We start from the raw sequence: 26602 nt of genomic DNA on the forward strand, positions 1-26602 counted from the left end.
GATTTTTACGCCAAGATCAAAGGAGGAAACACACCTATGGCACAGCAGGAATGGTTTATGGTAAAGCACGGCGTAACCGGACGCGGCCTGGCGAACAGTAAAACAGATGCAGAGCTGTCCTATCGCTTTCAGAAGCAAGGCACAGGTTACGTGTTCACTGTAACGGGGCTGGATGAGCAGACGATTACCAGGATTATTGAGCTGAAACAGGAGTTAAACGTATTTCGCTTTGTACAGCGCAAAGATCGCCCGCTGACGAAGCATTGGTATTATGTCGATGGCGACCGTGTCACGTATGACAGCGAGCGGCATACACTCAAGATTTACGCCAAATCGGAAATTGAATATATTCCAGATGATTATTTTGCTGACTAAATCGGTATCAAAATAAAACATGTGTGCTCTGCACATTTGTTCAACAAGTCTTCCTTAGGGAAGGCTTTTTTTTGTGAAAAAAGACCACATAATTCCTGGCTCTCTGGCACAAGCTACCTTGTATAAAAACAAGAATGGAGGGGCGGCATATGGCAGATAAATCATCATCGGGCAATAACAAATCCAAAGCTTCAGGATCGGTCTCCAATCAGGGCCAATATGTACCACTGGGGCTGCCGTCTCCGCCTATTCTAAAACAGCCCATCAGTGCGGTTCATTCTAATCAGATTCAGGCGTTAAAGGAGATTTTCTCGGATTGCTCGGATGTGGTATTCCGTAATGTGATGATTTCGCCAGATGTACAAGGCCTCCTCGTTTACGTGGAAGGCATCGTTAATTCGGCGGATATTCAGGAGCATATGCTCCGTCCGCTGATTCGGGGACTTGTGCAGCAGCGATCGGACGAGCCGGATGTGCCCATTGATGATACACGCATTGAGTTAACCCAGGTGAAACGAGTCAAGACATGGGATGCTGCAACAGAAGGGGTGCTGGCTTCATCCGCGCTGCTGGTGATGGATGGAAAGAGCGAAGCATGGCTTTTCAATGTGAAAGGCGGGGTAAGAAGGGGCGTAGAGGAGCCACAAACGGAGTCTGTCATTCGCGGGCCGCGGGAGGGCTTCACGGAAACGCTTCGTATGAATACGGCTTTGCTGCGTTTCAAGCTGAAAACACCTGCGCTCAAAATGGTCAGCTTGACGCTGGGCACGGATACCAAAACAGATGTGGTCCTGATCTATCTGGAGGGCATCGCTGATCCCAAAATGATTCAGGATGCCAAGAAACGTCTGGAAAAGATCGAAATTGACGGCATTCTGGAGTCAGGATATATCGAAGAACTTATAGAGGATCATCCGTATTCTCCGTTTCCGCAGATGCATTATTCGGAACGTCCCGATACGGTAGCGGGGAACCTGCTGGAGGGACGTTTTTCGATTATGGTGGATGGCACACCCTTTGCATTGATCGCTCCCGTGACGATGTGGCAGATGTTACAGGCCAGCGAGGATTATTATGAACGCTTTTTTATTAGTAATCTCATTCGCTGGATTCGCTTTTTGTTTGTTGCGATTGCCCTGTTCCTGCCCGCACTTTACATCGCGATTACAACGTATCATCAGGACATGCTGCCGACCACACTGATTCTCAGCATAGCTGGAGCAAGGGAAGCCATCCCTTTTCCGGCGCTTATCGAGGCACTCATCATGGAACTGTCCTTTGAAGCCCTGCGCGAGGCCGGAGTAAGGCTGCCAAAGACGGTCGGTCAAGCGGTCAGTATTCTCGGTGCCCTTGTGATTGGACAAGCCGCTGTGCAGGCAGGTATTGTATCGGCACCGATGGTGATTATCGTATCCATGACGGGGATTGCCTCATTTACGATTCCGCGCTTTAACTTTGCGATCACCGTTCGGCTGCTGCGATTTCCGATTATGCTGTTGGCAGGTATGCTGGGGCTGTACGGTATCGTCATCGGTCTTGTGCTAATCTCGGTGCATCTCACACAGATGACGTCATTCGGCGTGCCGTATCTGTCAGGTGTTAGCCCGTACAGCAAAAAAGATACCAAAGACATTCTGGTTCGTGTGCCTTGGTGGAAAATGATCAATCGTCCTTCAACGGTCAATCGGGACCGGAAGCGGATGACTAGAGATATTAATGGTTCGCCGGAAGCGGAGGAAGGATGGTAATCCCATGCGTTTTTTAATAAAATACAGGGCTGTCGCTGCACTCCTCCTATGCACCTCTCTGCTTGCTGGCTGCTGGGATCGTGAAGAGATCAATGATGTTGCTTTTGTCATTGGCATAGCTGTGGATAAGGAAAATAATGATTACCGATCCAGCCTGCAAATTGCTCTTCCTGGACAATCCGGGGCATCCGGAAGCGTGGGTGGTGGTGGTGGAACAAGCGGTGACAAACCTTGGTTTATCCTCTCCAATACAGCGAACACACTGCGCGGGACTTCGCTGGAAGGTCAGAAATCACTCTCGCGCAGAATTTATTATGCGCACCGCCGCACCATCCTGATTGGTGAGGAGCTTGCACGTGACGGTGTTGCTCCCATGCTGGATTTGTTTACAAGATACCCTCTTAACCGGTTGTCTGCATTGCCGGTCGTTACACGTGGAGAAGCGTATAAGGTCATTGATACGGATGCACCGATCGAAAAGTTCCCCTCCGAGATGGTACGGGAATTATGTTTTCTCAACATGCGAAATCCGCGTTCGCTCAAAACGTTCATCGATTCGATACTAAGCGATGGAGTGGACCCTTTCCTGCCCATCGCGTCCGTCTCGGACAGTGTGCCTAAGGATTGGAAGGACTCCAAAACCAACATCAAGCTCGACGGGCTGGCTATTTTCAAAAAAGACAAGCTGGTGGGCATGATGGACAAGGCTCCTGCTGATGCGCTCATTCTGGCCATGGGTGAAGCCAATGAACCTGAGGTCATGGTTAAAGCCCCGCGCGGGAAAGGTGATCTGTTCATTAAACTGAATGAGAACAACTCGTCTCTTCACCCCAAAGTGGTTAATGGCAAGGTGAGTGTGACGATTCAACTCTATGCCAAAGGTGTTATCGTGGACAATGAATCCGATTACGGTGACCGGCGTGAGAATGAAATTATAAAACTAAATGAAGCAATACACCTGAAGATTAAAGAAGATATTGAGGAAGGCGTTCGTTTGGTTCAGAAGAAATTCAAAGCAGACATTCTCGGTATGGGTCGCTCCATACACCATCATTTACCAAAAGAATGGGACAAAATCAAGGATCGATGGGATGTCATCTATCCGGACGTTCAGGTTAATGTGGTACCACACGTCATTATTGAAAATGTAGGTATTGTCAATAAACCGATCGGGGTCGTAGAGGAGGATATTGTGCATGATTAAACCCCTGTTGTATACGTACCTGGCGATGGTTGTTGTAGTACTTGTGATGGATTTCAGGCATTTGAAGCAGGCGGCCTCCGTTAATCGCTGGCTTTCTTACGGAATCATCGTCATGGCAACAGGCATCTGGTTTTATGTGACGACATTGAAAAAAACGGTTTTTCTATCGGTATGGATGAGTCATATCATTCAGCGATTGCTTCCGTTACCCTGAGAGAAAGGAGGAGGCAGAATGAATCAGAAGGTAACCCACCGGCAAATGGTGTTAATCATTATGCTGCTGAGTATTACGGGTACACTGCTGCAGCCTCATACACAAGCGATTTTCTATGCAGAACAGCATGCTTATCTGTGTTATGTACCCGTTATTCTAATTATGTTTGCGTCGATGTGGATGCTTAGTCGTGTGCAGCGGCGCTTTCCAGATAAGGATCTGTTTGAATCACTTGTGACGCGATATCCTTTTTTGGGAAGGCTCGCCGGGTTCATGTACATTGCGTTTTTTTTCTTTGTATTTGCCAGAGATATTCGGCTGACGGGTGATTATGTAAGCATCACATTGCTGGAAACTACGCCTATATCCATTATTGTGCTTTCTTTGATTGTGATGGCTATATTTATTGTGCGCGGGGGTCTGGGTTCCCTGATCGGGATGGTGGAGCTGTATGTGGCTCTTTTTATATTAAACTCCATCATTGTGCCGTTTATGCTAATTAAACAGATCAATATAGATAACCTGAAACCCTTTTTTGATATTGATTTCGCGGGAGTGGGAAGGGGAAGTTGGTATCTGTTCTCTTTTTACGGGGAGATGATTGCTTTGCCCTTTGTGGTCAGAGGCCAGGATTTCAAAACAAAGTCCATTTTCTCAGGTAACGTACTGACAGGTTTGCTGATGATGTTAATTATTGTTGAAACGATTACTTCGATTGGCGTCCCGATTGCCTCCAGACTTGTGTATCCATCGTATGAACTGGCAAGGCAGCTGCAGATCAGTGATTTCCTGGATCGGTTTGATCTGGCGCTTGCGGCGGCAACCTTGCCTTGTATAATAACGAAGATTGCGTTTGACCTGTACTTTGTGTGCTGGGGACTGAAACGAATGATTCCCAAAGTGTCAGGCAAGGTGCTGACAGGGCCGATTGCCTTGATGGGTTTTGTCTGTGCATTCTGGTTTTTCCGCAATGCGATACAGCTGAATCGATTTACCCGGGAGTGGACATGGATTGCCATTGTATTTGAGGTAATATTTCCGATGGTATTTTTTCTGTTTCTGCGTCCGCGTAAAAAGGAAACACAGCATGCCCCGCATTCTGATTCCGGGGAGCGTACGTCTAAAGGCAAGCAGCACGGACAGGAACGTGAGCAGAACTCAATGGAATCGGATGATCAGACGGACGAAAAGTCTGGAGATCAGAAACGCAAGGAAACCCTTGGTGGCGGAAATCTGCAGCCTTCCTGATATATACCATAAAAAATCGTTATAGCTGATGAAGGCAAAAAGAGAGCGGTCATGGTTTCCCTCTGCAGAAGCAGCCTGTATACTGTAGTCAGACTAATGAACATTCGGCTGAACGAACAGGGGGAGCTTACATGGCACAGCATTTGGCAGGGGTACGTGTCGCATTAACCGGACCGCGAAAATCCAAAGAGATGTCTATATTGGTAGAGAAGATGGGTGGAGTTCCACTCGTGCGGCCTGCACAGGGGACGGTATTTCTGGATGATCGCAATATTAGAGACGGATTGGTCTCCTGGATATCCGATCCGCCCGATTGGGCCATTTTTACGACCGGCATGGGGTTGGACGCTTTGTTTAACATGGCTGAGGATATGGATGTTGCCGCGCAGCTGCGGGATGTCATTGCTGCATCTTGTATTGCAGCCAGAGGATATAAAACGGTCAATGCACTCAAGAAGCTGAAATTGACACCGCTCGTGCGGGATGATGATGGCAGTACAGACGGGTTGATTCGTGAGTTTGGCTCACATGATCTGGCAGGCAAAAAGGTTATGCTGCAGCTGCACGGTGAAACCGCTCCGAAGCTGGTGGCCTGGCTGGAGGAGCAGGGGGCTGCCGTGAGGCAGGTGCTGCCATATCGTCATGTACCGCCGGAAGCAGCAGAGCTTGAGCAGTTACTGAATGAGATTATTCGGCATGAGCTGCATGCCGTAGCTTTTACCAGCGGTCCACAGGTTCGCTTCTTGACGGAATATGCAGCTGCTCAAGGTAAACTGCAGCAGATGCTGATAGCTTTCAAGGAAGGTGTGGTCCCGGCCTCTGTGGGTAAGGTGACAGCGAATGCAATGCGTGAGGAAGGCATCGAAGCCATCGTTGTACCTGAGGAAGAGAAGATGGGGGCCTTGATTGTTGAGCTTGGCCGTTACTTCGCAGCACATCCGGTGGGTGTCCGGGAGTAAGATATGGAAAATGGTTTTGGGAAATGGCATTCGAAAGATGGTTTTGGGAAATAGCATATGGAAGATGGTTTTAAGAAATAGCATATGGGAGGTGGTTTTAAGAAAAGTTAGATGGAAGATGGTTTTCGGAGATCACAGATCGAAGATGTTTTCTGAAATGATATTATGAAAGATTTTTTAGGAATAGTTATATGTGAAGATGTTGAGGTTCTGGTCCGTTTGGCGGATCGGAATCTTTTTTGTTTTTTATCCATTATGCATCATCAGGAAAGGCAAGAAAGTGAAGGTTGCATACATAAATTGTAAATTATGAGAGTGTGAATTGTAATCAGGACAAGCATGGACATTATTTCCTGACCGATGTTATGATGAAGACAATATGAAAGCAGCAAGGTGCTCTTGCATAAAGCAAGAGGTAACAGGGAATCGGGTGCAAGTCCCGAGCGGTCCCGCCACTGTAATGGTGAAGCACTTTTCGATATAAGTCACTCGAATTGAACGGGGAAGACAGAAAAGACAGCTGATGATCCAGAGCCAGGAGACCTACCTTGCATGTGTCACCAAACCCTTCGCGGAAAGGAGTGGTGTACGATAATTCAGGAAATGGGCAAACATCGGTTTGCTCCAGCAGGCCCCACAGGGGCCTCGTGGCTGTGTGTGTTTCTTCAGAGGAAGCCCAGGCCAGCTTTCCTGAGTGTACGTACATGCGTATCTCATCCGTGATCAGGATGGGATTTTTTTGTTTTTATCATCGTAAAATGATGGACCCAATCGGGATATTTGAAATAACAAGTGATGCTGAATGCATGGGAGCTATTGAATCGTGGCTGTATCCGAAGAAGATGCAGTACATGTTGGAATATTGGACATCGGCTGGCTGGAGATGCGGGTAGATGAGTTTTGGCATGTTCAGATCGATCGGCAAGGGACATGAACAGCAAGACAAGTGGAATGAGGGAGGAAGTAGTATGCAAAAGCAAGGCAAGCTGCTCATCATCGGGTTTGGTCCGGGTGCGATGGAGCATATTACGAAGCGTGCACTGGATGCATTGCAGGAAAGCGAGGTCATCATTGGATATAACACGTATGTTGATCTGATTCGGCCTTTGCTGAACGGACAAGCCATCGTACGTACAGGCATGACGGAGGAGGTCAGCCGAGCGCAGGAGGCAGTCAAGCAGGCGGAGGCAGGTCATATCGTAGCGGTTATCTCCAGTGGAGATGCAGGGGTATATGGTATGGCCGGGCTGGTGTATGAAGTGCTGATCGAGCAGGGCTGGACACCGGATACAGGGGTAGCTGTCGAGGTAATTCCGGGTGTATCTGCGATTCAGTCTTGTGCTTCCTTGCTTGGCGCACCCGTCATGCACGATGCGTGTACGATCAGCCTTAGCGATCATCTGACACCATGGGAGACGATTATTCGCCGGGTTGAAGCAGCTGCTGCGGCTGATTTTGTCATTGCTTTGTACAATCCCCGGAGTGGACGGCGTACACGCCAGATTGTAGAGACGCAGGAGATGCTGCTGCGTTATCGTGATCCGAAGACACCTGTTGGTCTGGTCAAAAGTGCATACCGCGAGCGTCAGGACGTGGTCATGACCACGCTCGAGGATATGCTGAATCACGATATCGGCATGCTGACCACCGTGATTATCGGCAATTCCTCCACCATGATGTACGAAGGCATCATGGTCACCCCGCGCGGATATCAGCGGAAATATACGCTGAACTCCGCGGAACAGCCGCTCAGACCACATGAGCGGCTGCGCACCGAAGCCGAGCCATGGTCGCTCGGCGCTCGGGAAGCCCGCGCTGCCGCCTCCGGCGAGGCAGCGGGCGATGACGCGGCGCGCCCAGCGCAAGCCGCGCCATCGGCGGAGCCAGCCCTGCGCGGCGCCAGCGCCGGAGCGGGCACGGCTCCGCAAGGGCCGCCGCCCGCAGGCGCATGGGCGGCCGCCACGCCTGCGGCAAGCCCGGCGAGCGCTGCCGCTGGCACCGCCGTGCTTGCCGCAGAGCGGCCCGCGTCCGCGGCGGCGGAGGCCGCACCGCGCGCAGCCGCTGTGGCGCCACGCGCCGGCGCAGCGGAGCTCGCCGCCGAGGCGCTGACGCGGCTCGCGGCAGGCGGCGCGCTCGCGGGCGAAGCGGCAAGCCGCTGGCTGGACGCAGCTGCGTCAGGCCCGGCAGCCGGAGGCGCGCAAGGCGCCAGCGGTGCTGCGGCGGTTGGCACCGCAGCTCGGCCCGTGCCGGGGCGCAAGGCGCCGCTCTTTGAGATCGGCGTGTCGCCCGGCGTGGGCAACAAAAAATTCACCGCCGCCCAGATGGCCCTGCTGGCGCAGTGTGCAAGCGAGGACGGCGAGCTGGAGTATACACCCGAGCACCAGATTATTCTGCGGGTGCCGACATTTGAGCCGGACACGCTCGTGGAGCAGCTGCGTGCCGCGAACTTTATCGTGGTGCCGATCGGTGATGTCATCAAGGTCAAAGCCTGTGACTTCTGCAACCTGGAGAAGGACGATGCTGTACCGATGGCTAATCATCTGCAGGAAGTCATTGGCGGTTTATCTGCTCCCAAGGAAACCAGTGTAGCGCTGAACGGCTGCGGCATGGCTTGTTACGGGGCGGTGCTGGAGGACATCGGCATCGTCTACCGCAAAGGCGCGTACGATCTGTTCCTTGGCGGCAAAAAGTTCGGGCGCAACGCGCACCCGGCTCAGCCTGTAGCAGAAGGAATTCCTGGAGACGAGATTGGCGGCATCGTAGAGCGTATTGTGGCGGAGTACAAAGAAAAAGGCCATCCAAACGAGCGATTCCACAAGTTTTTCAAACGGGTGGGTGTCATTCAGGGCTTCCGTCACGTGGATGCACCAGTCACCGTGGAAGTTAACCCGGTATGCGGTGACTGATGAAGTAACTGATGTGATAACTAAGAGAACGAGGATACAGGATAGAAGATAGAGAGATGTGAAGATAGAAAGACAGAAAGACAGAAAGACAGGAGATAGAAGAACAGGATGATATGAGATAGAGGACACCGTTGTTCGATCACTGGCTAGGGATAGGAAACTCGATCGATCATTAGCTAGGAAGATAGAAGACACAGGTCAATCACTGGGGGTAGCCAAGTTTTTTTAGACCAGATTGCGGCCCCTAAGCGCTAACGATCCCCAGAAGCCTTATATCGCGGAAAAAGGGCTGTTTGAAAATCTAACGAATCGTAGGAACGCTATTTCATTAAAAACCGCCTAAAGTTGGGGTGAAAGGCATCATTTTGGTGAAATAACGTCTCCTGAGATCGTTAGAATTCCAGCGAGGGTAAATTGGTGCAAATAACGTCATCTGGAATCGTTAGCGCGGGGTTGTAAGCGTAGTGGTTTGAAGTAAGTGAGATGGTTACAGTTAGCGCGAGGGATACGGTGTTCCTGGAAAATCTGGTAGTGGTAGAAGCCAGGTAGAAGCCTAGTTGAGAACCCAGTAGAATCCCGGTAGAAACTCCAAAAACCTGGTCAAAACCAGTAGAAACTCAAACTTGGCCAAAACCAGTGAAAACCAGAAAAATCCAGTATAAACTCAGCAGGCAGTGGGTAGAAGCACAGTGAAAACTCGGTAGTAGTTCAGTAAAAACTCAGTAGAAGCTCGATAGAAGCTCATAAGAAGCTCGTTAGTAGCTCAGTAGAAGCCTGGTAATTAATCTAATATGGGTCACTTGATATATGTCTTAACAGATGCTCCTCCTTGGAACCGGGTGAAGAGCCTTACGAATATATGGAATTGAATCGGATATGAGAAATCTGATCTGCGGATCGGGCAGAGGAGGAAATAAGAAGATGGATGCAATTTTGTTGGTGGGACACGGGAGTCGTGATCCTGAGGGGAATCGCGAGTTAAAGGAGTTTGCACGTGAGGTTGCTGAACAAGCGCCAGAGAATACACTGGTGGAGACCTGTTTTCTGGAATTAACCAGACCGAGTATTGCTGACGGTGTGACTGCTTGTGTGGACCGAGGGGCGACACGTGTCGTGTTGGTACCGATTATTTTGTTTGCAGCCGGTCATGCCAAGATTGATATTCCGAATGCGATTGACCGTGCCAAAGCACGTTATCCGCAGGTGCAGTTTATATATGGTCGTCCGATTGGTGTGCATGAAAAAGTCGTGCAGATCATGCAGACTCGCCTGCAAGAAGCGCAGCCTGTACGGGTTGGAGCTCACAGTGAAGGAGGAACCGCCACAGCCGTTGCTGCCCCTCCCGCTCCCGTAGCCGTAACGGATGAGGAAACCGCCGTGCTTGTGCTTGGACGTGGAAGCAGTGACCCGGATGCCAATAGTGACTTTTTCAAAATGACCCGCATGCTGTGGGAGAAGCTGCCGTACAGATGGGCGGAAAGCAGCTTTATCGGGGTAACCCAGCCCTCCTTCCCGGATGGATTGGAACGTTGTCTCCTGCTGGGTGCGAAAAAAATCATCATCATGCCGTACTTTCTCTTTACCGGTGTGCTGATTAAACGCATTGATGAGATGACGGCTGAATTTGCAGCCGCGCATCCTGACGTCCAGGTTGAAATCGGCGGATATTTCGGTTTCCATCCGAAGCTGGTCGAGCTGGTGCTGGAGCGTGCGCATGAGGGATTATACGGGCGGGTGACAGCAAACTGTGACAACTGCCAATTCAGACTTGAAGCAGCCAAGCATCATCACCACCACCATGACCATGATCACGGGCACGACCATGATAACGACCATCACCACCATCACGACCATCATGACCACGATCATGGGCACGACCACGACCATCATGACCATCATCATCACGAGCACGGGCATGACCATGATCACCATCATCAGAATCATACTCATGAGCATGGACATGACCATCACCACGATGATCACAGCCACAGCCATGGACACGACCACCACGAGCACGGGCATGTCCACAGCCATGATGGGCACGCGCATGACGATCACAGTGACTCAGGAGCGGAACACATACACTCACACCAGGAACATTACGAACAACAGCATGCACATGATCACGCTGCAAAGACTGCTATCCACCGCACGGCTGATTTTCATCATGACCATGATGAAGAACTGCACCTTGCGCACCCACAGCATGAAGGCAACCGGAACAGCAGGCAGTTGGAGGCAGAGCACGCAGCATCAAAAGCACAACTTGACCCATCCTCCGCTCAGGCACAGGTGGCATCAGCTTCAGAGCAGGTGAAGCGCTCATGATCCTTATGCTGTGTGGCACCAGCGATGCACGCGAGCTCGCGATCCGAATTCAGCAGCAAGGCCATAACGTGCTGACTTCCGTTGTAACCGAAAGCGCAGCTCAAAGTCTGACAGAAGCCGGTCTCCCAGTTCGTACGGGCCGTCTGACAGTAGAGGCAATGATCGAGCTGATTCGTGAAAAAAACAGCCCTGTCCTTGTGGATGCAAGCCATCCTTTTGCCGAGGAAGCCCATGCGAATGCCATGGAAGCCGCGAAGCTGGCGGGCATCCCTTACATTCGTTATGAACGTACCGGGCTTGCTTACGATGACCATGCACTGCTGCATGTGGTGTCATCTTACGATGAAGCGGCGCTCAAAGCCAAAGAGCTCAAAGGCTCTGTCATGCTGACGACAGGCAGCAAAACCTTGCAACTCTTCACCAAGCACCTGCTCGGTGATCCGGATATACGCCTTGTTGCACGCATGCTCCCCCGTCTCGACAATATGGAGAAATGCGGTGAGCTGGGCGTGGAGCAGCGCAATATTATTGCGATGCAGGGACCTTTTTCCCGAGAAATGAACGAGGCCCTTTACAAGCATTATGCAACGACCGTGATGGTCACCAAGGAAAGCGGCAAAACCGGAGCGGTGGACGAGAAAATCCAGTCTGCGCTTGAGCTTGGCATTCATGTTGTGCTGATCTCGCGTCCGGAGGCGGAGTTTGGCACGGTGTTTGATCATTTTGACGGTGTATTGGACGAGCTGAGCGGAATTTTAGGGGAGTAGTCCTTTGCCTGATAGGCCTAATTTGAATAGTTCAGCTTTGAAGGGTTGGCTTGCCTTGAAGCGCGGGACAGTACCTATACGATGATGATATTGATCCAATAATATTTTACAGGGAGTGGTGTGAGTACATGGATTTCAAAACAGAGTTTAAACCACTGACGGTGCAGCCGCAGGAGATCGAGGGCAAAAGCTTTGAAATGATTACCGAGGAACTGGGGGAGCATCCGTTCACAGAGGAGCAGTATCCAGTTGTACAGCGTGTTATTCACGCTTCAGCGGATTTTGAACTGGGACGCAGCATGGTGTTTCACCCTGATGCCATTCAGGCAGGAATTGCGGCGCTGCGTGCAGGCCAATCGGTCATTGCTGATGTGCAGATGATTCAGGCGGGAGTGAGCAAGGATCGCATTCGTGGATTTGGCGGTGATGTGCATGTCCATATTTCCGACCCGGACGTGATGGAGGAGGCCAAACGTCTCAACACCACCCGTGCCATCATCTCGACGCGTAAAGCAACCCAAATGTATGAAGGCGGCATCTATGCGATCGGTAACGCACCAACTGCGCTGCTGGAGTTGATTCGTCTTGTAAAAGAGGGCGAGGCCAAGCCGGGTTTGATCATCGGCATGCCGGTAGGTTTTGTATCCGCCGCCGAGTCCAAGGACGAGCTGCGCAAGCTGGACATTCCGTTTATCACTAACATCGGCCGCAAAGGCGGCAGTACGATCGTGGTAGCGGCCCTGAACGCCATCTCCCTGATGGCTGTAAAGGCATAGATCGCCGGAGTACTCAGGCGGGCCTCATTGTAGAAGTCGAAGGTCGGAGCAAAGCGATGTCCGCATCCGTGAGTAGGAGTCTTATCGTAATATGGTTAGCGTGCAGGGCACCAGTGAACGGAAGTCTGGCTAAAACGTGTGCGTGAGGTACGGTGAGGGTGCCCAACGGAAGTGAATAGGGGTGCAGCTAATGTGCAACTAATGGACAGCTAACCAACCAACAATTGACGTAAGACCAACAAAAAACAGGAAGAAGAAGGACGGGAGGTTCAAAGCCATGGAAAAGAAACGCATGAAAAGCGGAGAGGCACCGGACCCGGATAAGCCGATGCGTTCCGGCTTTACGACGGGGGCGTGTGCTACGGCGGTTGCCAAAGGAGCAACGCAGCTCCTGTTAACGGGACATATCCCTGCGCAAGCCGTGGTTTCCTTGCCCGCCGGCTTTGACCACTCGTTCGAGCTGATCGAGCAGGGGCTGATGACGGATGGCACGGCGACCTGTGCCACGATCAAAGACGCCGGGGATGACCCGGACGCCACCCATCTGGCGAAAATCATTGCGCATGTGTCCTGGCGGGACGAGCCTGGAGTGGAGCTGGATGGCGGCATCGGTGTGGGCCGTGTTACCAAGCCCGGTCTGCCCGTGCCCGTAGGCGAAGCAGCGATTAATCCCGTGCCGCGGCGTATGATCACCGAAGCGGTGACTCAGGTACTTGCGGAATATGGCGCTGCCAGAGGTGTGCGAGTAGTGATCAGCGTGCCGGACGGCGAAGAAATCGCGAAGAAAACGCTTAATGCCCGGCTTGGCATTCTTGGAGGTATTTCCATTTTAGGCACACGCGGCGTGGTCGTTCCGTTCTCTACTTCAGCGTACAAAGCTAGTGTAGTACAGGCCATTTCCGTTGCGCAGGCTTCCGGCTGTGAGCATATTGTGCTGACGACAGGCGGCAGCAGTGAGAAGTATGCGATGAAAATGATGCCCGAACTGCCGGAGGAAGCCTTTATTCAGATGGGCGATTTTGTCGGCTTTGCGATCAAACATGGGAAACGACTGGGCATGAAACGCATCAGTCTGGTCGGCATGCCCGGCAAATTCGCCAAAGTCGCTCAAGGGGTCATGATGGTGCACTCCAAGAGCGCGCCGGTGGATTTTGGATTTCTTGCGTCCGTGGCTCGCGAGACCGGGGCCGGAGATGAACTGGCGCAAGCGATCGAGGAAGCCAACACGGCGACTCAGGTGGCGGATATGATGACCGAAGCGGGATATTTGCCTTATTTTGAAAAGTTATGCTTATATGCCTGCCAGCACTGTCTGGAACATGCGGGCGGCGGCGTAACGGTGGAAGTGGTGCTGGTCACCATGAAAGGAATGGAACTGGGGAGGGCGGAAATCAGTGAACTCGAACACAACAAATGGAGCAAAGAATCGTAACATTCGCATCATTGGCGTAGGCGAAGAAGGCGCAGCGGGGCTGACAGCAGAGAGCCTGAATCTCATTCAGGAGGCTGATGTGCTGGTAGGCGGCGAGCGCCTGCTGCAATTTTTCCCGGCGTTTGCTGGAGAGAAGATTGTGATCAAGAGCAGTCTAAACGATCTCGTTGTGAAAATAAAAGCGTTACAGGACACGCACAACATCGTTGTGCTCGCCTCGGGAGACCCGCTGTTTTACGGCATCGCCGGTTATTTCGCGCGTAAGCTTGGCCCGGATCAGCTGGACATCCGGCCTAATCTCAGCTCGCTGCAGCTGGCCTTTGCCAAGCTTGGCGAGAGCTGGCACGACGCCGTGCTCGAAAGCGTGCACGGTCGCCCGCTCAAAGGCCTCGCCCAGCGCATCGATGGCAAAGCCAAAGTGGCGCTGCTCACGGACGAGCACAACAGCCCCGCTGCGATCGGGGCGTATCTGCAACAGTTCGGCATGACCGAGTATGATGCCTACGTTGCAGAGAACCTGGGCGCGGCAGATGAACGTGCCCGCCACTACACCCTGGACGAGCTGGCAGCAGCTGAGTGCAGCCCGCTGAACGTCGTCATTTTGCTTCGCCGCAAGGATGCACCGGTGCCGCGTAAAGGCTTCGGGTTTGCAGATGAGGAATTCTATCAGCGCAAACCCGAAAAAGGCCTCATCACCAAGCGTGAAGTCCGCGCGTTCAGCTTGTCCGAGCTGAAGCTGGGCGAGGACAGCATCGTGTGGGATATCGGCGCAGGTTCGGGCTCGGTGGCGGTGGAGTGCACGCGGCTGGCGCCGCGAGGCCAGATCTTCGCCATCGAAAAAAACGAGGGTGACCTCGTGAACATCGAGGCCAACCGTGTCAAATTCCGGACCGATTTCACTGTCCTGCATGCCAAAGCGCCAGCGGGGCTGGACGAACTACCCGATCCGGATGCGGTGTTCATTGGCGGCAGCGGCGGCGAGCTCGCGCAGCTGATCGCCCTGTGTGCGTCCCGGCTGCGCCCCGAGGGACGCATCGTGGTCAATGCAGCGACCATCGAAACGCTGCATGACAGCATGAAGGCGATGCGCGAAGCTGGCATGGACGCCTCCGTGACTTTGCTGCAGACGGCGCGGAGCAAGCCGATCCTGAACATGACCCGTTTTGACGGACTGAACCCGATCTATGTGATTACAGGCCAATATATCGCAGCAGACGAAGCGGAAGCTGTGAACGGAGCAGAATAGTTTTTTGCCAAGGAACCAAAGGGGGAGAGCAGCATTAGCACAACAACAGGAAACATCACAAGGGATACGTCAGGTAGTGTAGCAGCACACGGCACTGTGGCCGCAAGCGAAACTGCGAGCGGTGCAGCAGGCATCACAGGAATGAATTCGGAAGGTAACGCAGCAGGAGGAGCAGCAATCGAAATGGAGAGTGCATCAGGAACAGGAGCTGGAGTCGGAGTCGGTACAACTGAAATCGCGACTGCAAACACGCCCTCCTCAGATGCGTCTGCGTTGTCAGAATTACGCGCAGCTGCACCATCGGAGGGCAAAACGATCGGCACACTGTACGGCGTGGGTGTTGGGCCGGGAGACCCGGAACTGATTACCGTCAAAGCATATCGAATGATCCGCGAGTGCCCGGTGGTCGCCTACCCGAAGAAACGCAAAGGCGGCAAATCCTACGCCCATGAGATCGTGGAACTATATGTGAATCCGGATGAGAAAGAGATGCTGGGTCTGATCTTTCCGATGACCAAAGACCCGGTTGTGCTGGAGCGAGAGTGGGGAAAAACCGTGGAAGCGTGCTGGGAAGCGCTGAAGCAAGGCAAGGATGTCGCTTTTGTAACGGAAGGTGATCCGAACCTGTACAGCACGTTTATTCACCTTGCACGTCTGATGCGTGAACTGCATCCTGAAGTACCAATCAGCTCGATCCCTGGCATTTCCTCCGTCCTTGGTGCGGCGGCAGCGTTGGATATGCATCTGGCAGATGGGGATGAGCAGGTCGGTATTATTCCGGCTACAGCGGACAAAGAAGCAATGCGGCAGGCGATTGAGCATCACGATACAATTGTGTTTATTAAAGTAGCAAAGGTGCTTGACCCGATGCTGGAGCTGCTTGACGAGATGGGACTGGGCGGCAAAGCCTCGGTGGTTACCAAAGTCACGTCCCCTTATGAACTCGTCTGGCGTGACGCCCGTGAACTGAAAGGGCAGGAGCTGGAATATTTGAGCCTGATGGTGGTGAGCAAATGAAAACATTGGAGCCGAAAGTTTATATTGTCGGTGCAGGTCCGGGAGACCCCGAGCTGATTACAGTAAAGGGTTCGAATATTTTAAAAAATGCCGACCTCGTTCTGTACACGGATTCCCTCGTGAATGATGAACTGATTGCGACAGCCAAGCCCGAAGCCGAGGTGCTGCAAAGCTCCGGCATGGATTTGGAGCAGCAGGTTGAGCTGATGTGCGTTGCAGTTCAGGCGGGACGCAGTGTGGCTCGTGTACATACGGGTGATCCGGCGATGTATGGTGCGATTTTGGAACAAATGGTTCTGTTGAAGCAGCTGGGTGTGGAGTACGAGATCATTCCGGGTGTTAGCTCGGTGTTTGCTTCAGCAGCGGCGCTGGGCGCGGAACTCACTGTGCCGGAACTTACGCAGACGGTCATCCTGACGCGTGCGGAAGGGCGTACGCCTGTGCCTGAACGGGAAAAGCTGCGCGATCTGGCATCCCACCACAGTACGGTAGCGCTCTTCCTGAGTGCAACATTGGCAAAGAAAGTCGTGGTGGAATTCCTCGCCGCAGGCTGGAGTGAAGATACACCGGTCGCGGTGGTGCAGCGGGCCACATGGCCAGATCAGAAAATTGTGCGTACCACGCTGGCCAACCTGGCTGCGGATCTGCGTGCCGCAGGCATTACGATGCATGCGATGATTTTGGCAGGCTGGGCGCTTGACCCTGATCTGGTCAACCGGGATGCACACCGCTCGAAGCTGTATGATAAGTCCTTCACCCACGGCTACCGCAAAGGAGTGAAGTCTGGTGAGTAATCCATTTGCTGCCGTAGCCATTACCAAGCATGGTGTGGAGATGGTGCGTAATCTGGAAGGACAGTTTCAGGGCACAGACGTTTATTATATGAGCAAATTTGCGCGTGGGGATGAAGAGCAGCTGGGATACACGTTGTTCGAAGGTTCGGTGAAGCTGATCCTGCCAGACCTGTTCAAACGATATAACGGTATCATTCTGTTTATCTCTCTGGGTGCCGTTGTACGCATGATTGCTCCGCTGCTGGTGGACAAAAAAGTCGATCCTGCCGTACTGGTCATCGATGACCGCGGCGAGAATGTCATTAGCGTGCTGTCCGGCCACCTTGGCGGTGCCAATGAACTGACGCGTCAAGTGGCGGAAGTGCTTGGTGCGCGTGCAGTCATCACGACAGCTTCGGACGTACAGGGCACGATTCCGGTCGATATGTTCGGGCGTGAGCTGGGCTGGATCGTGGACAGCTTTGATAAAGCAACCCCGGTGAGTGCGGCGGTGGTCAACGAGGAGTCGGTTGCGCTCATTCAGGAGACGGGTGAACGCAACTGGTGGCGTTACAATAAACCTGTGCCCGACCATATCCGGGTCTTCCGCAGCATGCAGGAGGCTGAAACATTTGCGTTTAATGCTGCCTTGGTGGTCAGCGACCGTTTGCTTACGGCTGCGGAAGAGGAACGTTTTCTGGCAAACGGTGTGCTGTATCGTCCGAAAAGTCTTGTGCTCGGCATGGGCTGCAATCGCGGCACTGCGCTGGAAGAGCTGGAGCAGGAAGTTTTGGCGACACTGGAAGAGCTGTCCCTGTCCGTGAAGAGCGTGCGCAACGTTGCCACGATTGATCTGAAAAAGGATGAAGCTGGCCTGCTCGCTCTATGTGCCAAATACGGCTGGGAACTTGTAACCTATACCCCAGCGGAGCTGAATACAGTCAAGCTGCCGAATCCATCGGAAACGGTGTTCAAATATACTGGAGCCTATGGCGTGAGTGAACCTGCTGCGCTGCTTTCTTCAGGGGCTGACCACTGGCTGCTGGAAAAGAAAAAGAGCGGCAACCTGACCATTTCCGTAGCAAGAGTTGCATTTGACTAAGCAGGATTAGCGGCGGCGTGTGCACCCATCCGTATGCCTTGGGGAAGCGGCACTGGGCGGTGCAGCCAACGAATACTTTTTCGGCTTAACAGGCTTTTACAGGCTGGTGTTACCGAACGTAGATTGTACCTCGATGCTCCAACGCTAACGATCCCCAGAGAGCTTATTTCGTGAAAAAAGCACACGTTTCAATTCTAACGATTCTGAGCAACGCTATTTGGGACGAAAAGCCTCAATTATTGCTATTTACGCCCCAAAATGGTCAAATAACGTCTGCAGGAATCGTTAGAATTTTGCTTTTCCCATTTTGAGCCAAATAGCGTCATCTGAGATCGTTAGAGCGTGCACCCTAAAAAATGATGCTACACCACCTCATGTAAATAAATGACCGTCCCAGGCCGTTGGAACCGATATGGGATGGTCTATTTGTTATATTCGGATCAAAGGCGGGATTCATGATGAACACTAAAACTACTTTATCCAACAATCAAGGCAGTGCAGTGGTACCCAATAATCAAGGCAGTGCAATGGTATCCAATAATGAAGACAGAGCAGTGGTACCCGGAAAACAAGACAGTGCAAGGGTACCCAACAACCAAGAAAGGACAATGGTACCCAATAATCACGTTGGGGAAGTGGTACCCAGTAATCAAGTCGGAGCAGTGGCATCCAGTAGTCAACCCGAAGCAATGGCATCCAACCACGAGGCGGTGAACACGAGATCCAACAATCCTGCTGTCACTGCAGCTGCCAACAATCATCAGGCTGTCACAACAGCATCTGGTAACCAAGCTGTGACAGCGACATCCGGCAGTCAGGTTGTTGCCACAACATGCAATAACCAAGCCGAGAGAAATATTTTTCATAATCAGAACGTGCCAGCAACATTTACGAACGAAGCAGCAAGTACGACAGCTTCCGATCGCCAAGCTGCACCTCGCGCACCTCGGCTAATCATTGCGGGTACAGGTAGCGGTGCAGGCAAAACAACGGTTACGCTCGGCCTGATGAAGGCACTTGCCCAGCGCGGATTGAGCGTACAAGGCTTCAAATGTGGCCCCGATTATATTGATCCGACCTATCATATGGCAGTGACAGGACGAGCTTCCCGTAATCTGGACGCCTGGATGACATCGCCAGACTATGTGCGGGAGACGTTTGCACGAGCATCCGCGGGACATGATATTTCTATTATTGAAGGCGTGATGGGACTTTACGATGGCAAGGACCCGCTCAGCAACACAGGCTCTACAGCGGAGATTGCCATGGTCACGCAAACACCTGTAATTCTGGTTGTCGATGTACGCAGTATGGCACGCAGTGCAGCAGCGATTGTACTGGGGTTTCAGCAACTTGATCCTGAATTAAACATTGCAGGTGTCATTGTAAACCGATGCGGAAGCGCAGGGCATTATACGATTGTTAAAAAAGCTATTGAGCAAATGTGCGGCATTCCGGTCGTGGGTTGGCTGAAACGTGATGAGGACATGTCTATCCCGGAGAGACATCTCGGACTGGTGCCTGCAATTGAACGCGGTGAACTGGAGCCTTTGTTCCAGCGGGCAGCCGATGTGCTACTGGAAGGCACGGATCTGGATCTGCTGCTGGAGCTGGCAGCAAGTGCTTCACCGCTCCAGTGTTCAGAAAGACGCGAGTATGGTGAAGACCGCTCAAAGACAGCTGGTACAACTAATGAAGATCATACAGTGCATGCTGCGAGCACAAATGATGTGAGCCTCGTCGATACAGCCAACAGTGCCGCTCACAACAGTGACACAGCGAGTTCAAGCAGTTCAGATCAAACAGTTCAGAGCTGTGACCAGGCAAGTTCATTTAGCACAAATAACACTGCTCACAGCAGCGGCATACTCAACCAGGCTGGTGCGGCTGACGAAGTTCGCACCAGAAGTAAAATTAGCGCGGAAGACGTTGTTCATGCGAACAGTGTTGGGGCTGCTTCTCAATCCATCGAGCTGCATGTCGCATCAGACACGTACCAGCCTGTTATCGCCGTAGCACGGGACGCGGCATTTAACTTCTATTATCCCGATAATCTGGAGCTGCTGGAAGCGGCGGGAGCCCGGCTGCAGTATTTCAGTCCGCTGGCGGGTGAGAGCATACCGGCTGAAGCAGACAGTATATACCTTGGCGGTGGTTTTCCCGAGGAGTTTGCGGCAGTGATTGCCGGAAACGAACGTTTTCTGGAAGGGCTGCGCGAAGCAGTCCGTTCAGGGATGCCGCTGTTTGCGGAGTGCGGCGGCTATATGGTGCTTGGCGAAACGCTCACAGACCGTGAAGGCGTAACCTATACCATGGCAGGCATTATTCCTGCACAGGTGCAGATGCAGAAGAAGCGAGCTGCGCTGGGGTACAGGGAGGCGACTGCGGTTCAGGATTCTTTTTTGCTGAAACAGGGGGAAGTGCTTCGAGGACATGAGTTCCATTATTCTACGATGACCTATCGTGCAGAGGACGAGATTCCTTACGCATATGAGACAAAGGGACTGCGTGGGTTGAAGCAGGAGGGCTACGCAGCAGGCAGTGTTGTGGCAGGTTACACCCATATTCATCTTGGCTCGTATCCAGCAGCGGCACAGCGCTGGGTGCATCATTGCAAAAAATATCGCCAGCAGCGGACGCTGTAGTCACCTGATCGAGAATTTCTATGATAAGATGATCCATCTTCTCATTCATGTATGTTATTTCTCAGTTTGCTCGGTCAAAAGGGTAATCCCGCTTATCGATCCTTATCTGATCCTGTAAGCGTAATGCTCCTGTAATTCCTGAATCCGCCTGGATTCTCCAGATTTAGCTCGGGTTTCGACAAGGGACGTATGGCGTATGCATCCTGCGCTGCATTCCTGAGACTTTGGTCGTGAAGTTCGCTTGCTGCTTGTGGGATTAGAGGTTTTTGGTTTAGCATGTGGAATGTGTTAGGGATGGAGTATCTGTGAAGGAAGGGACATTGCTCTTCACAGAAACGGTGAAGCTGGATATCGGCCATCTGGATATGCTGATCCATAATGCGGCTATACTAGGAAGTATTACCGATCCTATCCACGGACCGGTGAACATAGCAGGGATGGCAGGTATTTAACGTCATACCTTGGGTTCTTTGCGTGTCACACAAGCGCTGCTGCCGCTCCTTCTTCAAGGCCAGACCAAGCTGATCGTGGATATTTCCTCCGAGACAGGCAGTATTGAGCAGTGCAGCCGGGACGGCTGGTTTGCCTATTGCATGTCCAAGGCGGCTTTGAATATGCAGGCACGTTTGATACACAATGGACTGAAGCGAGAGGGCAGATAAGTGTTGCTGGTGCATCCGGGCTGGGTACAGATTTATATGAGGGGCAAACTGGATGCTTCCGCTGATCTGACACCTGATGCGTCAGCACAGCATATTGCAGCACTGATCGACCAGCATGAACAATTCAAGGGAGAACAAGCCCGCATATGTAGATTACAGGGGGAAATGCTGCCCTGGTAGTGGTCCTTCGACGTATGCTTTACGCATAGATTACCAATGGTGCTGAAGAAGAGTTCAGATGAGCCGGGACGACATGAAAGGAGATGATGATGATGGATCATCGCAAAAAGGCATTATTAATTGGAGATTATACTCATCCAGACTGGCATCCGCTGCAAGGGGTAGATGCGGAGATCAGCCGGATTTTTCAGGATACAATTACAGTCCAGTGCAGTGAGAACCGCAACATGCTTCTGCTCGAAAATATTTCCGGGTTTGATGTGTGTATTTCATACATGGACGATTGGAGAGGGAAAGTCTCCCCTCAGCAGACAGCAGGGCTGTTATCCTATGTGAGCAACGGGGGAGGACTGGTTATTTTACATAACGGTATTTCCCTTCAGAATCGTTATGAATTAAAGCAGATGATCGGTGCCAAATTTCTGCATCATCCGCCTTACGCACCGCTGGAGTTTACGGTGACAGCGGAGAGTCATCCGGTCACGGAGGGCGTATCCGATTTCACAATGGAAGAAGAGCCGTACGAGTTTGAATTTGGCTCCTTCGCCGAAACGAAAATTTTGCTGGAGTATCAGTCTAAAGAAGGCCCAAAGCCGGCAGCCTGGGCTCATAAATATGGGCTTGGCCGAATCGTATATTTGATGCCCGGACATTCTGTTCCATCCTTTTCCAATGAAATGTATCGTCGATTGGTATTGCAGGCAGGCAAATGGGCAGCACGGTACGTGTAATCGCGGCCTCCTTTTTGCATGCAGGGGTTGAAAAGGTATAATATATAAACAACAAAGAGGAGGATGAATAAGATGAGCGATTTGTTCAAGAAGGCGTTCTCGTTAGGTCTTGGTCTTACCGTAGTCAGCAAGGAAAAAATCGAGAAAGCCGTGGATGATTTGGTTAAACGAGGGCAGCTTGCGCCTGGTGAATCCAAAGCGTTTGTTGAACGGTTGATGGAGCGCGGAGATGAAGAACAGAGCCAGCTCAAACGTGTCATTCAGGAGCAGGTCAAACGTGTGCTTCAGGAAGCAGGCGTTGCATCGGAGAGTGACGTGACCAGTCTGGAGCAGCGCGTGGCTGTACTTGAGAAAAAGCTGGCTGAACTCGGTCACAGTCAGACCCCGCAGCTTCAAGGTAATGAAACCCCGGCTCCTTCCGAAGATTCACCTCCTCTCAAAGGGAACGAGATCGAATAGATGGCTGTGCGGATCAAACATGTCGGCAGATACCGGGAAATTGCCATGGCGCTGGTGCGTCATGGCTTCGGTTATATGGTCGAGGAGCTTGGATTATTCCAGCTGCTCGCACTGCCAAGACGATGGATGTCGCGTGAAGCGCAGCCGACCAAAACGCTGAGTGAGCGCATCAGGCTGGTGCTTCAGGAGCTGGGGCCGGCGTTTGTCAAACTGGGGCAGCTTGCGAGTACAAGAGCAGATCTGCTGCCGGAGTCTGTTATTCATGAATTGGTAAAATTACAGGATCAGGTCCCGCCGTTCTCTTCAGAGACGGCACGGGGTATTTTGGAACAGGAATTGGATACACCGCTGGAGGAGATCTTTTCCCGGTTCGAGGATACCCCGGTGGCAGCGGCCAGCATCGGTCAGGTGCATCTGGGCAAGCTTCGAAGCGGTGAGGCGGTAGCGATCAAAATTCAGCGCCCGGGCATATCACGGATCGTACAGCGTGATCTGGATATTCTAAGGGAACTGACCGCGATGGCGGAGAAGCGCTGGGATTGGGTGAAGCAGTATCAGATTCCCCAGATGGTTGAAGAGTATGCCCAGGCACTGCTGGCGGAGCTGGATTACACAGTAGAAGGGCGTAACACGGAGAAGATCGCGCAGCAATATCTACAGGATAACAAGGTGAAAATTCCGGTCATTTACTGGGATCAGACGTCTTCTCGCGTAATGACCATGGAATACATTGAAGGCATCAAGCTGAATGATCGGGAGCGGTTGATCCAGCGTGGTCATGATCTGAACAACATTGCACAGCGGCTGGTTGATGCATTGCTGAATCAGATTTTTATGCATGGTTTCTTTCATGCCGACCCGCATCCAGGCAATCTGATGGTGCTCAAGGACGGAAGCCTGGCTTTTATTGACTTCGGCATGGTGGGCAGTCTGAGCGAAGAGATGAGACAACATCTTGCTTCGCTGATTATCGGGCTGATGCGCAAGGACACCGACAGCATGATCCGGGCAATTGAGAAGCTTGGCATGATGCCGGATGATATGGATATACGCGGATTGCATGGTGACTTGGACAAGCTGCGCTCCAAGTATTATGATATTTCTTTTTCCAAAATCAGTGTAGGACAGGCGTTGAATGACCTGTTTGGCGTTGCGCAGAAGCATCGGGTGGTCATGCCAGCCGATATTCTGCTGATGGGCAAATCCTTGCTGACCGTGGAAGGGGTTATTGAACATCTTGATCCTACCTTGAGTATCGTGGATATGGCGGAGCCATTCGGGCGAAAGCTGTTGAAGGAACGTTTTAGCGCAGGACGCATCAAAAATCGGTTGTTCCGTAGCGCGGCAGATATGGCGGAAAGTGTCATGGGACTGCCAGAGCAATTGCGCCAGCTTTCCTCCATTATTAGTAAAGGCAAGCTCAGGCTGGAGATCAGTGTACCCGAGCTGGAGTTGCTGATGCGCAGACTGGATCAGATCAGTAATCGTTTGTCGTTTAGCATCGTGCTGCTTGCCTTCTGTATCATCATGGTTGGACTTATTATCGGTTCTTCAATCAGTCACCAGTCCACGATGCTGTGGGATATCCCGGTGATTGAGCTTGGATTCCTCGTAGCAATTCTGATGGTGGCATTCCTGTTGTATTCGATATTCAAATCAGGCAGGTTTTAACATAAAAATCCGACAATCAGAATGAAATGTCGGATTTTTTATAATTTCCACTTTGTTCAGATTCATTAAGTGGACTTATTTTTATGAGTTATAGTCTGTTTATCGTATGTGCTTTATAATCGATTATTTGTTTTGATTTTCTGAAGATGCTTCTTTTAAATAGGTTTGTATCTCTTCTGAAGGAGTTGCTTGAAGTTTGAAAAAATCTTGATGGACTTTCTCATCAATTTCATAGGATATTTTCACAAACATATCTTTATACAGATTAAGAGTTTCTTTATCTAATTTCGATTTATCAAGTAAAAAAGCTCTAAATAGACTAGCTCCAGTAGTTTCACTATCAGTAGAGATTGTGAGCGGGGCATCATTCAAAACATTACTTTCAAAAATATTACTCGTATTAAGCCTTTGTAACATATCAGGATTCAAGTTAAAACTCATTTTAAGATCCTCAAGTTTAATCTTAGGGTCTTTCACGAAAATTTCATATACCATTCTTTCAACCCCATCTTGAACACTTAAATTAACAGTTGCAGAAATTTTGTAATTTTTATTTGAAGTTTCATGGAATACTTCAGGATTCTCAAGCATGTTTTTTTCTATGGCTTTGAGTTCCTTCGTATACTCTTGAGAATAAATGATATCATCAGATTTAGGTGTGTCTTTTGTTCCTTCCGTATTTGCAGTGCAGCCGACTAATAAGAATACAATACAGAAGCCCATTATCGAGTTAATTAAGCGTGAATTCAAAGTCATACCTCCGTCTTTTAGTATTCTTAATATGAATAACAGATCTGCTAATTTATGCAGATCTGTTATAGTAAAATCAGAAATTATTATCTTGTCCAATCTTCATCGGTATACTTCTTGCCCTGCAAGTAGTTTTGATAAGCTTTGTTCTGAATAAATGAATTATTATTATAGTTAGGTGCAGACTCAACTTTTATAGCCGAATAACCATTTGCAGGAACATAGTCAACTGTTCCTTGTCTTGAGTTTTTATTTGAATCAATAAAAATGGAATAATAATGTTTATAGGTATTTCTATTTGTGCTTTCAAAGAGAGTATGCCAAGCATTAGAATAGTATACTTGTCCTTGTTTTGTTGGATAGTTATATGAAATCATTGTTTTAGCAGTTGCATATTGAGTAGTGTCAACATTAGACAAAATAAGATCTGCAACTGACAATACAACGCTTCCAGCTGTAGTTAACAGAGGCCCCAAGATGACTATTACAGCGCCCTTAATAAGATCGAAATTACCCGACTTCTGATCTTGAACGATTGGTTGTCCATACCATCCGTATGTAACAAGATTTACGCGAGTTGCGCCGGTACCAGGATTTTCAGCCATAATACTTACTTGAGGCTCACCTAATGATAACTCATCAATCCTATCATTGGGAACTATGTAATTATTTTTTTTGGATAACTCATATTGTTGTCTAGCTGTAACTTTCTCTTCAGGTGTGCTCACTTCAGAAGCTAAAACGGAGTAAGGGGCGGCTGCTGAGAAGATACAAAGAAACTTAAAACCAATAAACTTTTTTTTAGAAAATTTGACTTCAACACGTCACTTCCTTCAATTATTATTTTAATACTCCTAAATATTACCTTATTCTTCAATGGATATCAATGGGTAAATGATATATTAGTTATATTAATGTATTTATAAGTAAAAAAATACACAAAAATCTTCTTCAGAATACTTATTATTTTTTAAATTTAAATGTATGATTTCAAAATATGATAGGGTGAGTAAGTATAAATGAATATTTAACTCAAATAGACATTGAGAGATAAGCAATATATTTATCTTTTATACTTAACTTATTTGATATTATTGTGTGCCGTGACTGTAATAATAGGTCAATAACATTTATGACAAGGAGTAACTTATAAATTTCATACAGCACTTAATTAAGGAAATAGATTTAGTAAGTTTCAGGAAAGGAAATGTAAGTGGATTCCCCTCAATTGTGAAGATGATGAAATCTAAGAATTATTAAGTAAAATGAGTATAGGATCATCAACACTCTCAGAATAGCACATACAAATTTACGGAGAGATTCCCACTACTTAATATATATTTCGAGAAATTTGATAATATCTGTGTGAATTAAATCCGTCAATCTTCTTTTATTTGAGGGACAAATCA

At 50.3% G+C, this 26602-nt stretch carries 23 protein-coding genes, 1 pseudogene and 1 riboswitch; of the genes and pseudogenes, 22 read left to right on the top strand and 2 right to left on the bottom strand.

Annotated features, from left to right (window positions below):
* The first annotated feature begins 36 nt into the window (after positions 1–36).
* From HNR77_RS04590 to HNR77_RS04695, 22 genes and pseudogenes are all read left to right on the top strand, one after another.
* On the top strand, positions 37–375 hold the full coding sequence (locus HNR77_RS04590) for a hypothetical protein (RefSeq protein WP_184181164.1): 339 nt from the start codon (positions 37–39) through the stop codon (positions 373–375).
* A gap of 149 nt (positions 376–524) precedes the next feature.
* Positions 525–2123 carry a spore germination protein gene (locus HNR77_RS04595; protein WP_184181166.1) on the top strand — a complete coding sequence of 533 codons (1599 nt, stop codon included), beginning with the start codon at positions 525–527 and terminating at the stop codon, positions 2121–2123.
* Positions 2124–2127: 4 nt separating this feature from the next.
* Entirely contained in the window at positions 2128–3327 is a 1200-nt protein-coding gene (locus HNR77_RS04600) for a Ger(x)C family spore germination protein (RefSeq protein WP_184181168.1), read from the top strand.
* The gene (locus HNR77_RS04605; protein ID WP_184181170.1) at positions 3320–3541 is read left to right on the top strand and encodes a hypothetical protein; all 222 of its coding nucleotides are present in this window, start codon (positions 3320–3322) and stop codon (positions 3539–3541) included. The genes HNR77_RS04600 and HNR77_RS04605 overlap by 8 nt, the downstream gene beginning before the upstream one ends.
* Positions 3542–3559: 18 nt before the next feature.
* On the top strand, positions 3560–4789 hold the full coding sequence (locus HNR77_RS04610; RefSeq protein WP_184181172.1) for a GerAB/ArcD/ProY family transporter: 1230 nt from the start codon (positions 3560–3562) through the stop codon (positions 4787–4789).
* 131 nt (positions 4790–4920) lie between these two features.
* Positions 4921–5748 carry a uroporphyrinogen-III synthase gene (locus tag HNR77_RS04615; RefSeq protein WP_184181174.1) on the top strand — a complete coding sequence of 276 codons (828 nt, stop codon included), beginning with the start codon at positions 4921–4923 and terminating at the stop codon, positions 5746–5748.
* Between the two features lie 374 nt (positions 5749–6122).
* Positions 6123–6313, top strand: a riboswitch (cobalamin riboswitch).
* A 403-nt stretch (positions 6314–6716) separates the two neighbouring features.
* Positions 6717–8654 (top strand): precorrin-3B C(17)-methyltransferase, encoded by a 1938-nt coding sequence (cobJ, locus tag HNR77_RS04620; RefSeq protein WP_184181319.1) that lies wholly within the window; start codon positions 6717–6719, stop codon positions 8652–8654.
* Between the two features lie 921 nt (positions 8655–9575).
* Positions 9576–10688: pseudogene (locus tag HNR77_RS04625) on the top strand (sirohydrochlorin chelatase); the annotation flags it as partial.
* Between the two features lie 290 nt (positions 10689–10978).
* The gene (cobK, locus tag HNR77_RS04630) at positions 10979–11749 is read left to right on the top strand and encodes a precorrin-6A reductase (RefSeq protein WP_184181178.1); all 771 of its coding nucleotides are present in this window, start codon (positions 10979–10981) and stop codon (positions 11747–11749) included.
* Between the two features lie 128 nt (positions 11750–11877).
* Positions 11878–12525 (top strand): precorrin-8X methylmutase, encoded by a 648-nt coding sequence (locus tag HNR77_RS04635; protein ID WP_184181180.1) that lies wholly within the window; start codon positions 11878–11880, stop codon positions 12523–12525.
* A 277-nt stretch (positions 12526–12802) separates the two neighbouring features.
* Complete coding sequence (locus tag HNR77_RS04640; protein WP_184181182.1) at positions 12803–13957, top strand: cobalt-precorrin-5B (C(1))-methyltransferase; 1155 nt, start codon at positions 12803–12805, stop codon at positions 13955–13957.
* Positions 13920–15203 carry a precorrin-6y C5,15-methyltransferase (decarboxylating) subunit CbiE gene (cbiE, locus tag HNR77_RS04645; RefSeq protein ID WP_184181184.1) on the top strand — a complete coding sequence of 428 codons (1284 nt, stop codon included), beginning with the start codon at positions 13920–13922 and terminating at the stop codon, positions 15201–15203. The genes HNR77_RS04640 and cbiE overlap by 38 nt, the downstream gene beginning before the upstream one ends.
* Before the next feature lie 183 nt (positions 15204–15386).
* Positions 15387–16220 (top strand): precorrin-2 C(20)-methyltransferase, encoded by an 834-nt coding sequence (gene cobI, locus HNR77_RS04650; protein ID WP_184181321.1) that lies wholly within the window; start codon positions 15387–15389, stop codon positions 16218–16220.
* Positions 16217–17014: a precorrin-4 C(11)-methyltransferase gene (cobM, locus tag HNR77_RS04655; protein WP_184181186.1), complete on the top strand. Its 798-nt coding sequence runs from the start codon at positions 16217–16219 to the stop codon at positions 17012–17014. Before cobI ends, cobM begins: the two co-directional genes overlap by 4 nt.
* Complete coding sequence (locus tag HNR77_RS04660) at positions 17007–18095, top strand: cobalt-precorrin 5A hydrolase (protein ID WP_184181188.1); 1089 nt, start codon at positions 17007–17009, stop codon at positions 18093–18095. The genes cobM and HNR77_RS04660 overlap by 8 nt, the downstream gene beginning before the upstream one ends.
* 953 nt (positions 18096–19048) lie before the next feature.
* Complete coding sequence (locus tag HNR77_RS04665; RefSeq protein ID WP_311768575.1) at positions 19049–20740, top strand: cobyrinic acid a,c-diamide synthase CobB; 1692 nt, start codon at positions 19049–19051, stop codon at positions 20738–20740.
* Positions 20741–21045: 305 nt separating this feature from the next.
* A complete protein-coding gene (locus HNR77_RS04670; RefSeq protein ID WP_184181192.1) occupies positions 21046–21192 on the top strand; it encodes a hypothetical protein in 147 nt (48 codons plus the stop codon).
* A gap of 9 nt (positions 21193–21201) precedes the next feature.
* The gene (locus tag HNR77_RS04675; protein WP_184181194.1) at positions 21202–21402 is read left to right on the top strand and encodes an SDR family NAD(P)-dependent oxidoreductase; all 201 of its coding nucleotides are present in this window, start codon (positions 21202–21204) and stop codon (positions 21400–21402) included.
* A complete protein-coding gene (locus tag HNR77_RS04680; RefSeq protein ID WP_184181196.1) occupies positions 21403–21582 on the top strand; it encodes a Rossmann-fold NAD(P)-binding domain-containing protein in 180 nt (59 codons plus the stop codon). It abuts the gene before it with no gap.
* 92 nt (positions 21583–21674) lie between these two features.
* Entirely contained in the window at positions 21675–22313 is a 639-nt protein-coding gene (locus HNR77_RS04685; protein ID WP_184181197.1) for a ThuA domain-containing protein, read from the top strand.
* Positions 22314–22385: 72 nt separating this feature from the next.
* Complete coding sequence (locus HNR77_RS04690; protein ID WP_184181199.1) at positions 22386–22772, top strand: phasin family protein; 387 nt, start codon at positions 22386–22388, stop codon at positions 22770–22772.
* Positions 22773–24443: an ABC1 kinase family protein gene (locus tag HNR77_RS04695; RefSeq protein WP_184181201.1), complete on the top strand. Its 1671-nt coding sequence runs from the start codon at positions 22773–22775 to the stop codon at positions 24441–24443.
* 123 nt (positions 24444–24566) lie between these two features.
* On the opposite strand, the gene HNR77_RS04700 is transcribed toward HNR77_RS04695, so the two are convergent.
* Together HNR77_RS04700 and HNR77_RS04705 are read right to left on the bottom strand one after the other, a co-directional pair.
* A complete protein-coding gene (locus HNR77_RS04700) occupies positions 24567–25193 on the bottom strand; it encodes a hypothetical protein (RefSeq protein WP_184181203.1) in 627 nt (208 codons plus the stop codon).
* A gap of 86 nt (positions 25194–25279) precedes the next feature.
* Positions 25280–25921 carry a hypothetical protein gene (locus tag HNR77_RS04705; RefSeq protein ID WP_184181205.1) on the bottom strand — a complete coding sequence of 214 codons (642 nt, stop codon included), beginning with the start codon at positions 25919–25921 and terminating at the stop codon, positions 25280–25282.
* Between the last annotated feature and the right edge of the window lie 681 nt (positions 25922–26602).

The sequence above is a fragment of the Paenibacillus sp. JGP012 genome, from assembly GCF_014203995.1.
Taxonomy (GTDB): domain Bacteria; phylum Bacillota; class Bacilli; order Paenibacillales; family Paenibacillaceae; genus Paenibacillus; species Paenibacillus silvae.

What these genes read in the sequence shown, in the direction of transcription:
- cobJ (WP_184181319.1), top strand. Translation starts at nt 6,717, where the DNA reads ATGCAAAAGCAAGGCAAGCTGCTCATCATCGGGTTTGGTCCGGGTGCG.
- HNR77_RS04610 (WP_184181172.1), top strand. Translation starts at nt 3,560, where the DNA reads ATGAATCAGAAGGTAACCCACCGGCAAATGGTGTTAATCATTATGCTG.
- HNR77_RS04600 (WP_184181168.1), top strand. Translation starts at nt 2,128, where the DNA reads ATGCGTTTTTTAATAAAATACAGGGCTGTCGCTGCACTCCTCCTATGC.
- HNR77_RS04605 (WP_184181170.1), top strand. Translation starts at nt 3,320, where the DNA reads ATGATTAAACCCCTGTTGTATACGTACCTGGCGATGGTTGTTGTAGTA.
- HNR77_RS04635 (WP_184181180.1), top strand. Translation starts at nt 11,878, where the DNA reads ATGGATTTCAAAACAGAGTTTAAACCACTGACGGTGCAGCCGCAGGAG.
- HNR77_RS04640 (WP_184181182.1), top strand. Translation starts at nt 12,803, where the DNA reads ATGGAAAAGAAACGCATGAAAAGCGGAGAGGCACCGGACCCGGATAAG.
- HNR77_RS04615 (WP_184181174.1), top strand. Translation starts at nt 4,921, where the DNA reads ATGGCACAGCATTTGGCAGGGGTACGTGTCGCATTAACCGGACCGCGA.
- cobM (WP_184181186.1), top strand. Translation starts at nt 16,217, where the DNA reads ATGAAAACATTGGAGCCGAAAGTTTATATTGTCGGTGCAGGTCCGGGA.
- cobI (WP_184181321.1), top strand. Translation starts at nt 15,387, where the DNA reads ATGGAGAGTGCATCAGGAACAGGAGCTGGAGTCGGAGTCGGTACAACT.
- HNR77_RS04590 (WP_184181164.1), top strand. Translation starts at nt 37, where the DNA reads ATGGCACAGCAGGAATGGTTTATGGTAAAGCACGGCGTAACCGGACGC.
- HNR77_RS04685 (WP_184181197.1), top strand. Translation starts at nt 21,675, where the DNA reads ATGGATCATCGCAAAAAGGCATTATTAATTGGAGATTATACTCATCCA.
- HNR77_RS04595 (WP_184181166.1), top strand. Translation starts at nt 525, where the DNA reads ATGGCAGATAAATCATCATCGGGCAATAACAAATCCAAAGCTTCAGGA.
- HNR77_RS04695 (WP_184181201.1), top strand. Translation starts at nt 22,773, where the DNA reads ATGGCTGTGCGGATCAAACATGTCGGCAGATACCGGGAAATTGCCATG.
- HNR77_RS04690 (WP_184181199.1), top strand. Translation starts at nt 22,386, where the DNA reads ATGAGCGATTTGTTCAAGAAGGCGTTCTCGTTAGGTCTTGGTCTTACC.
- cobK (WP_184181178.1), top strand. Translation starts at nt 10,979, where the DNA reads ATGATCCTTATGCTGTGTGGCACCAGCGATGCACGCGAGCTCGCGATC.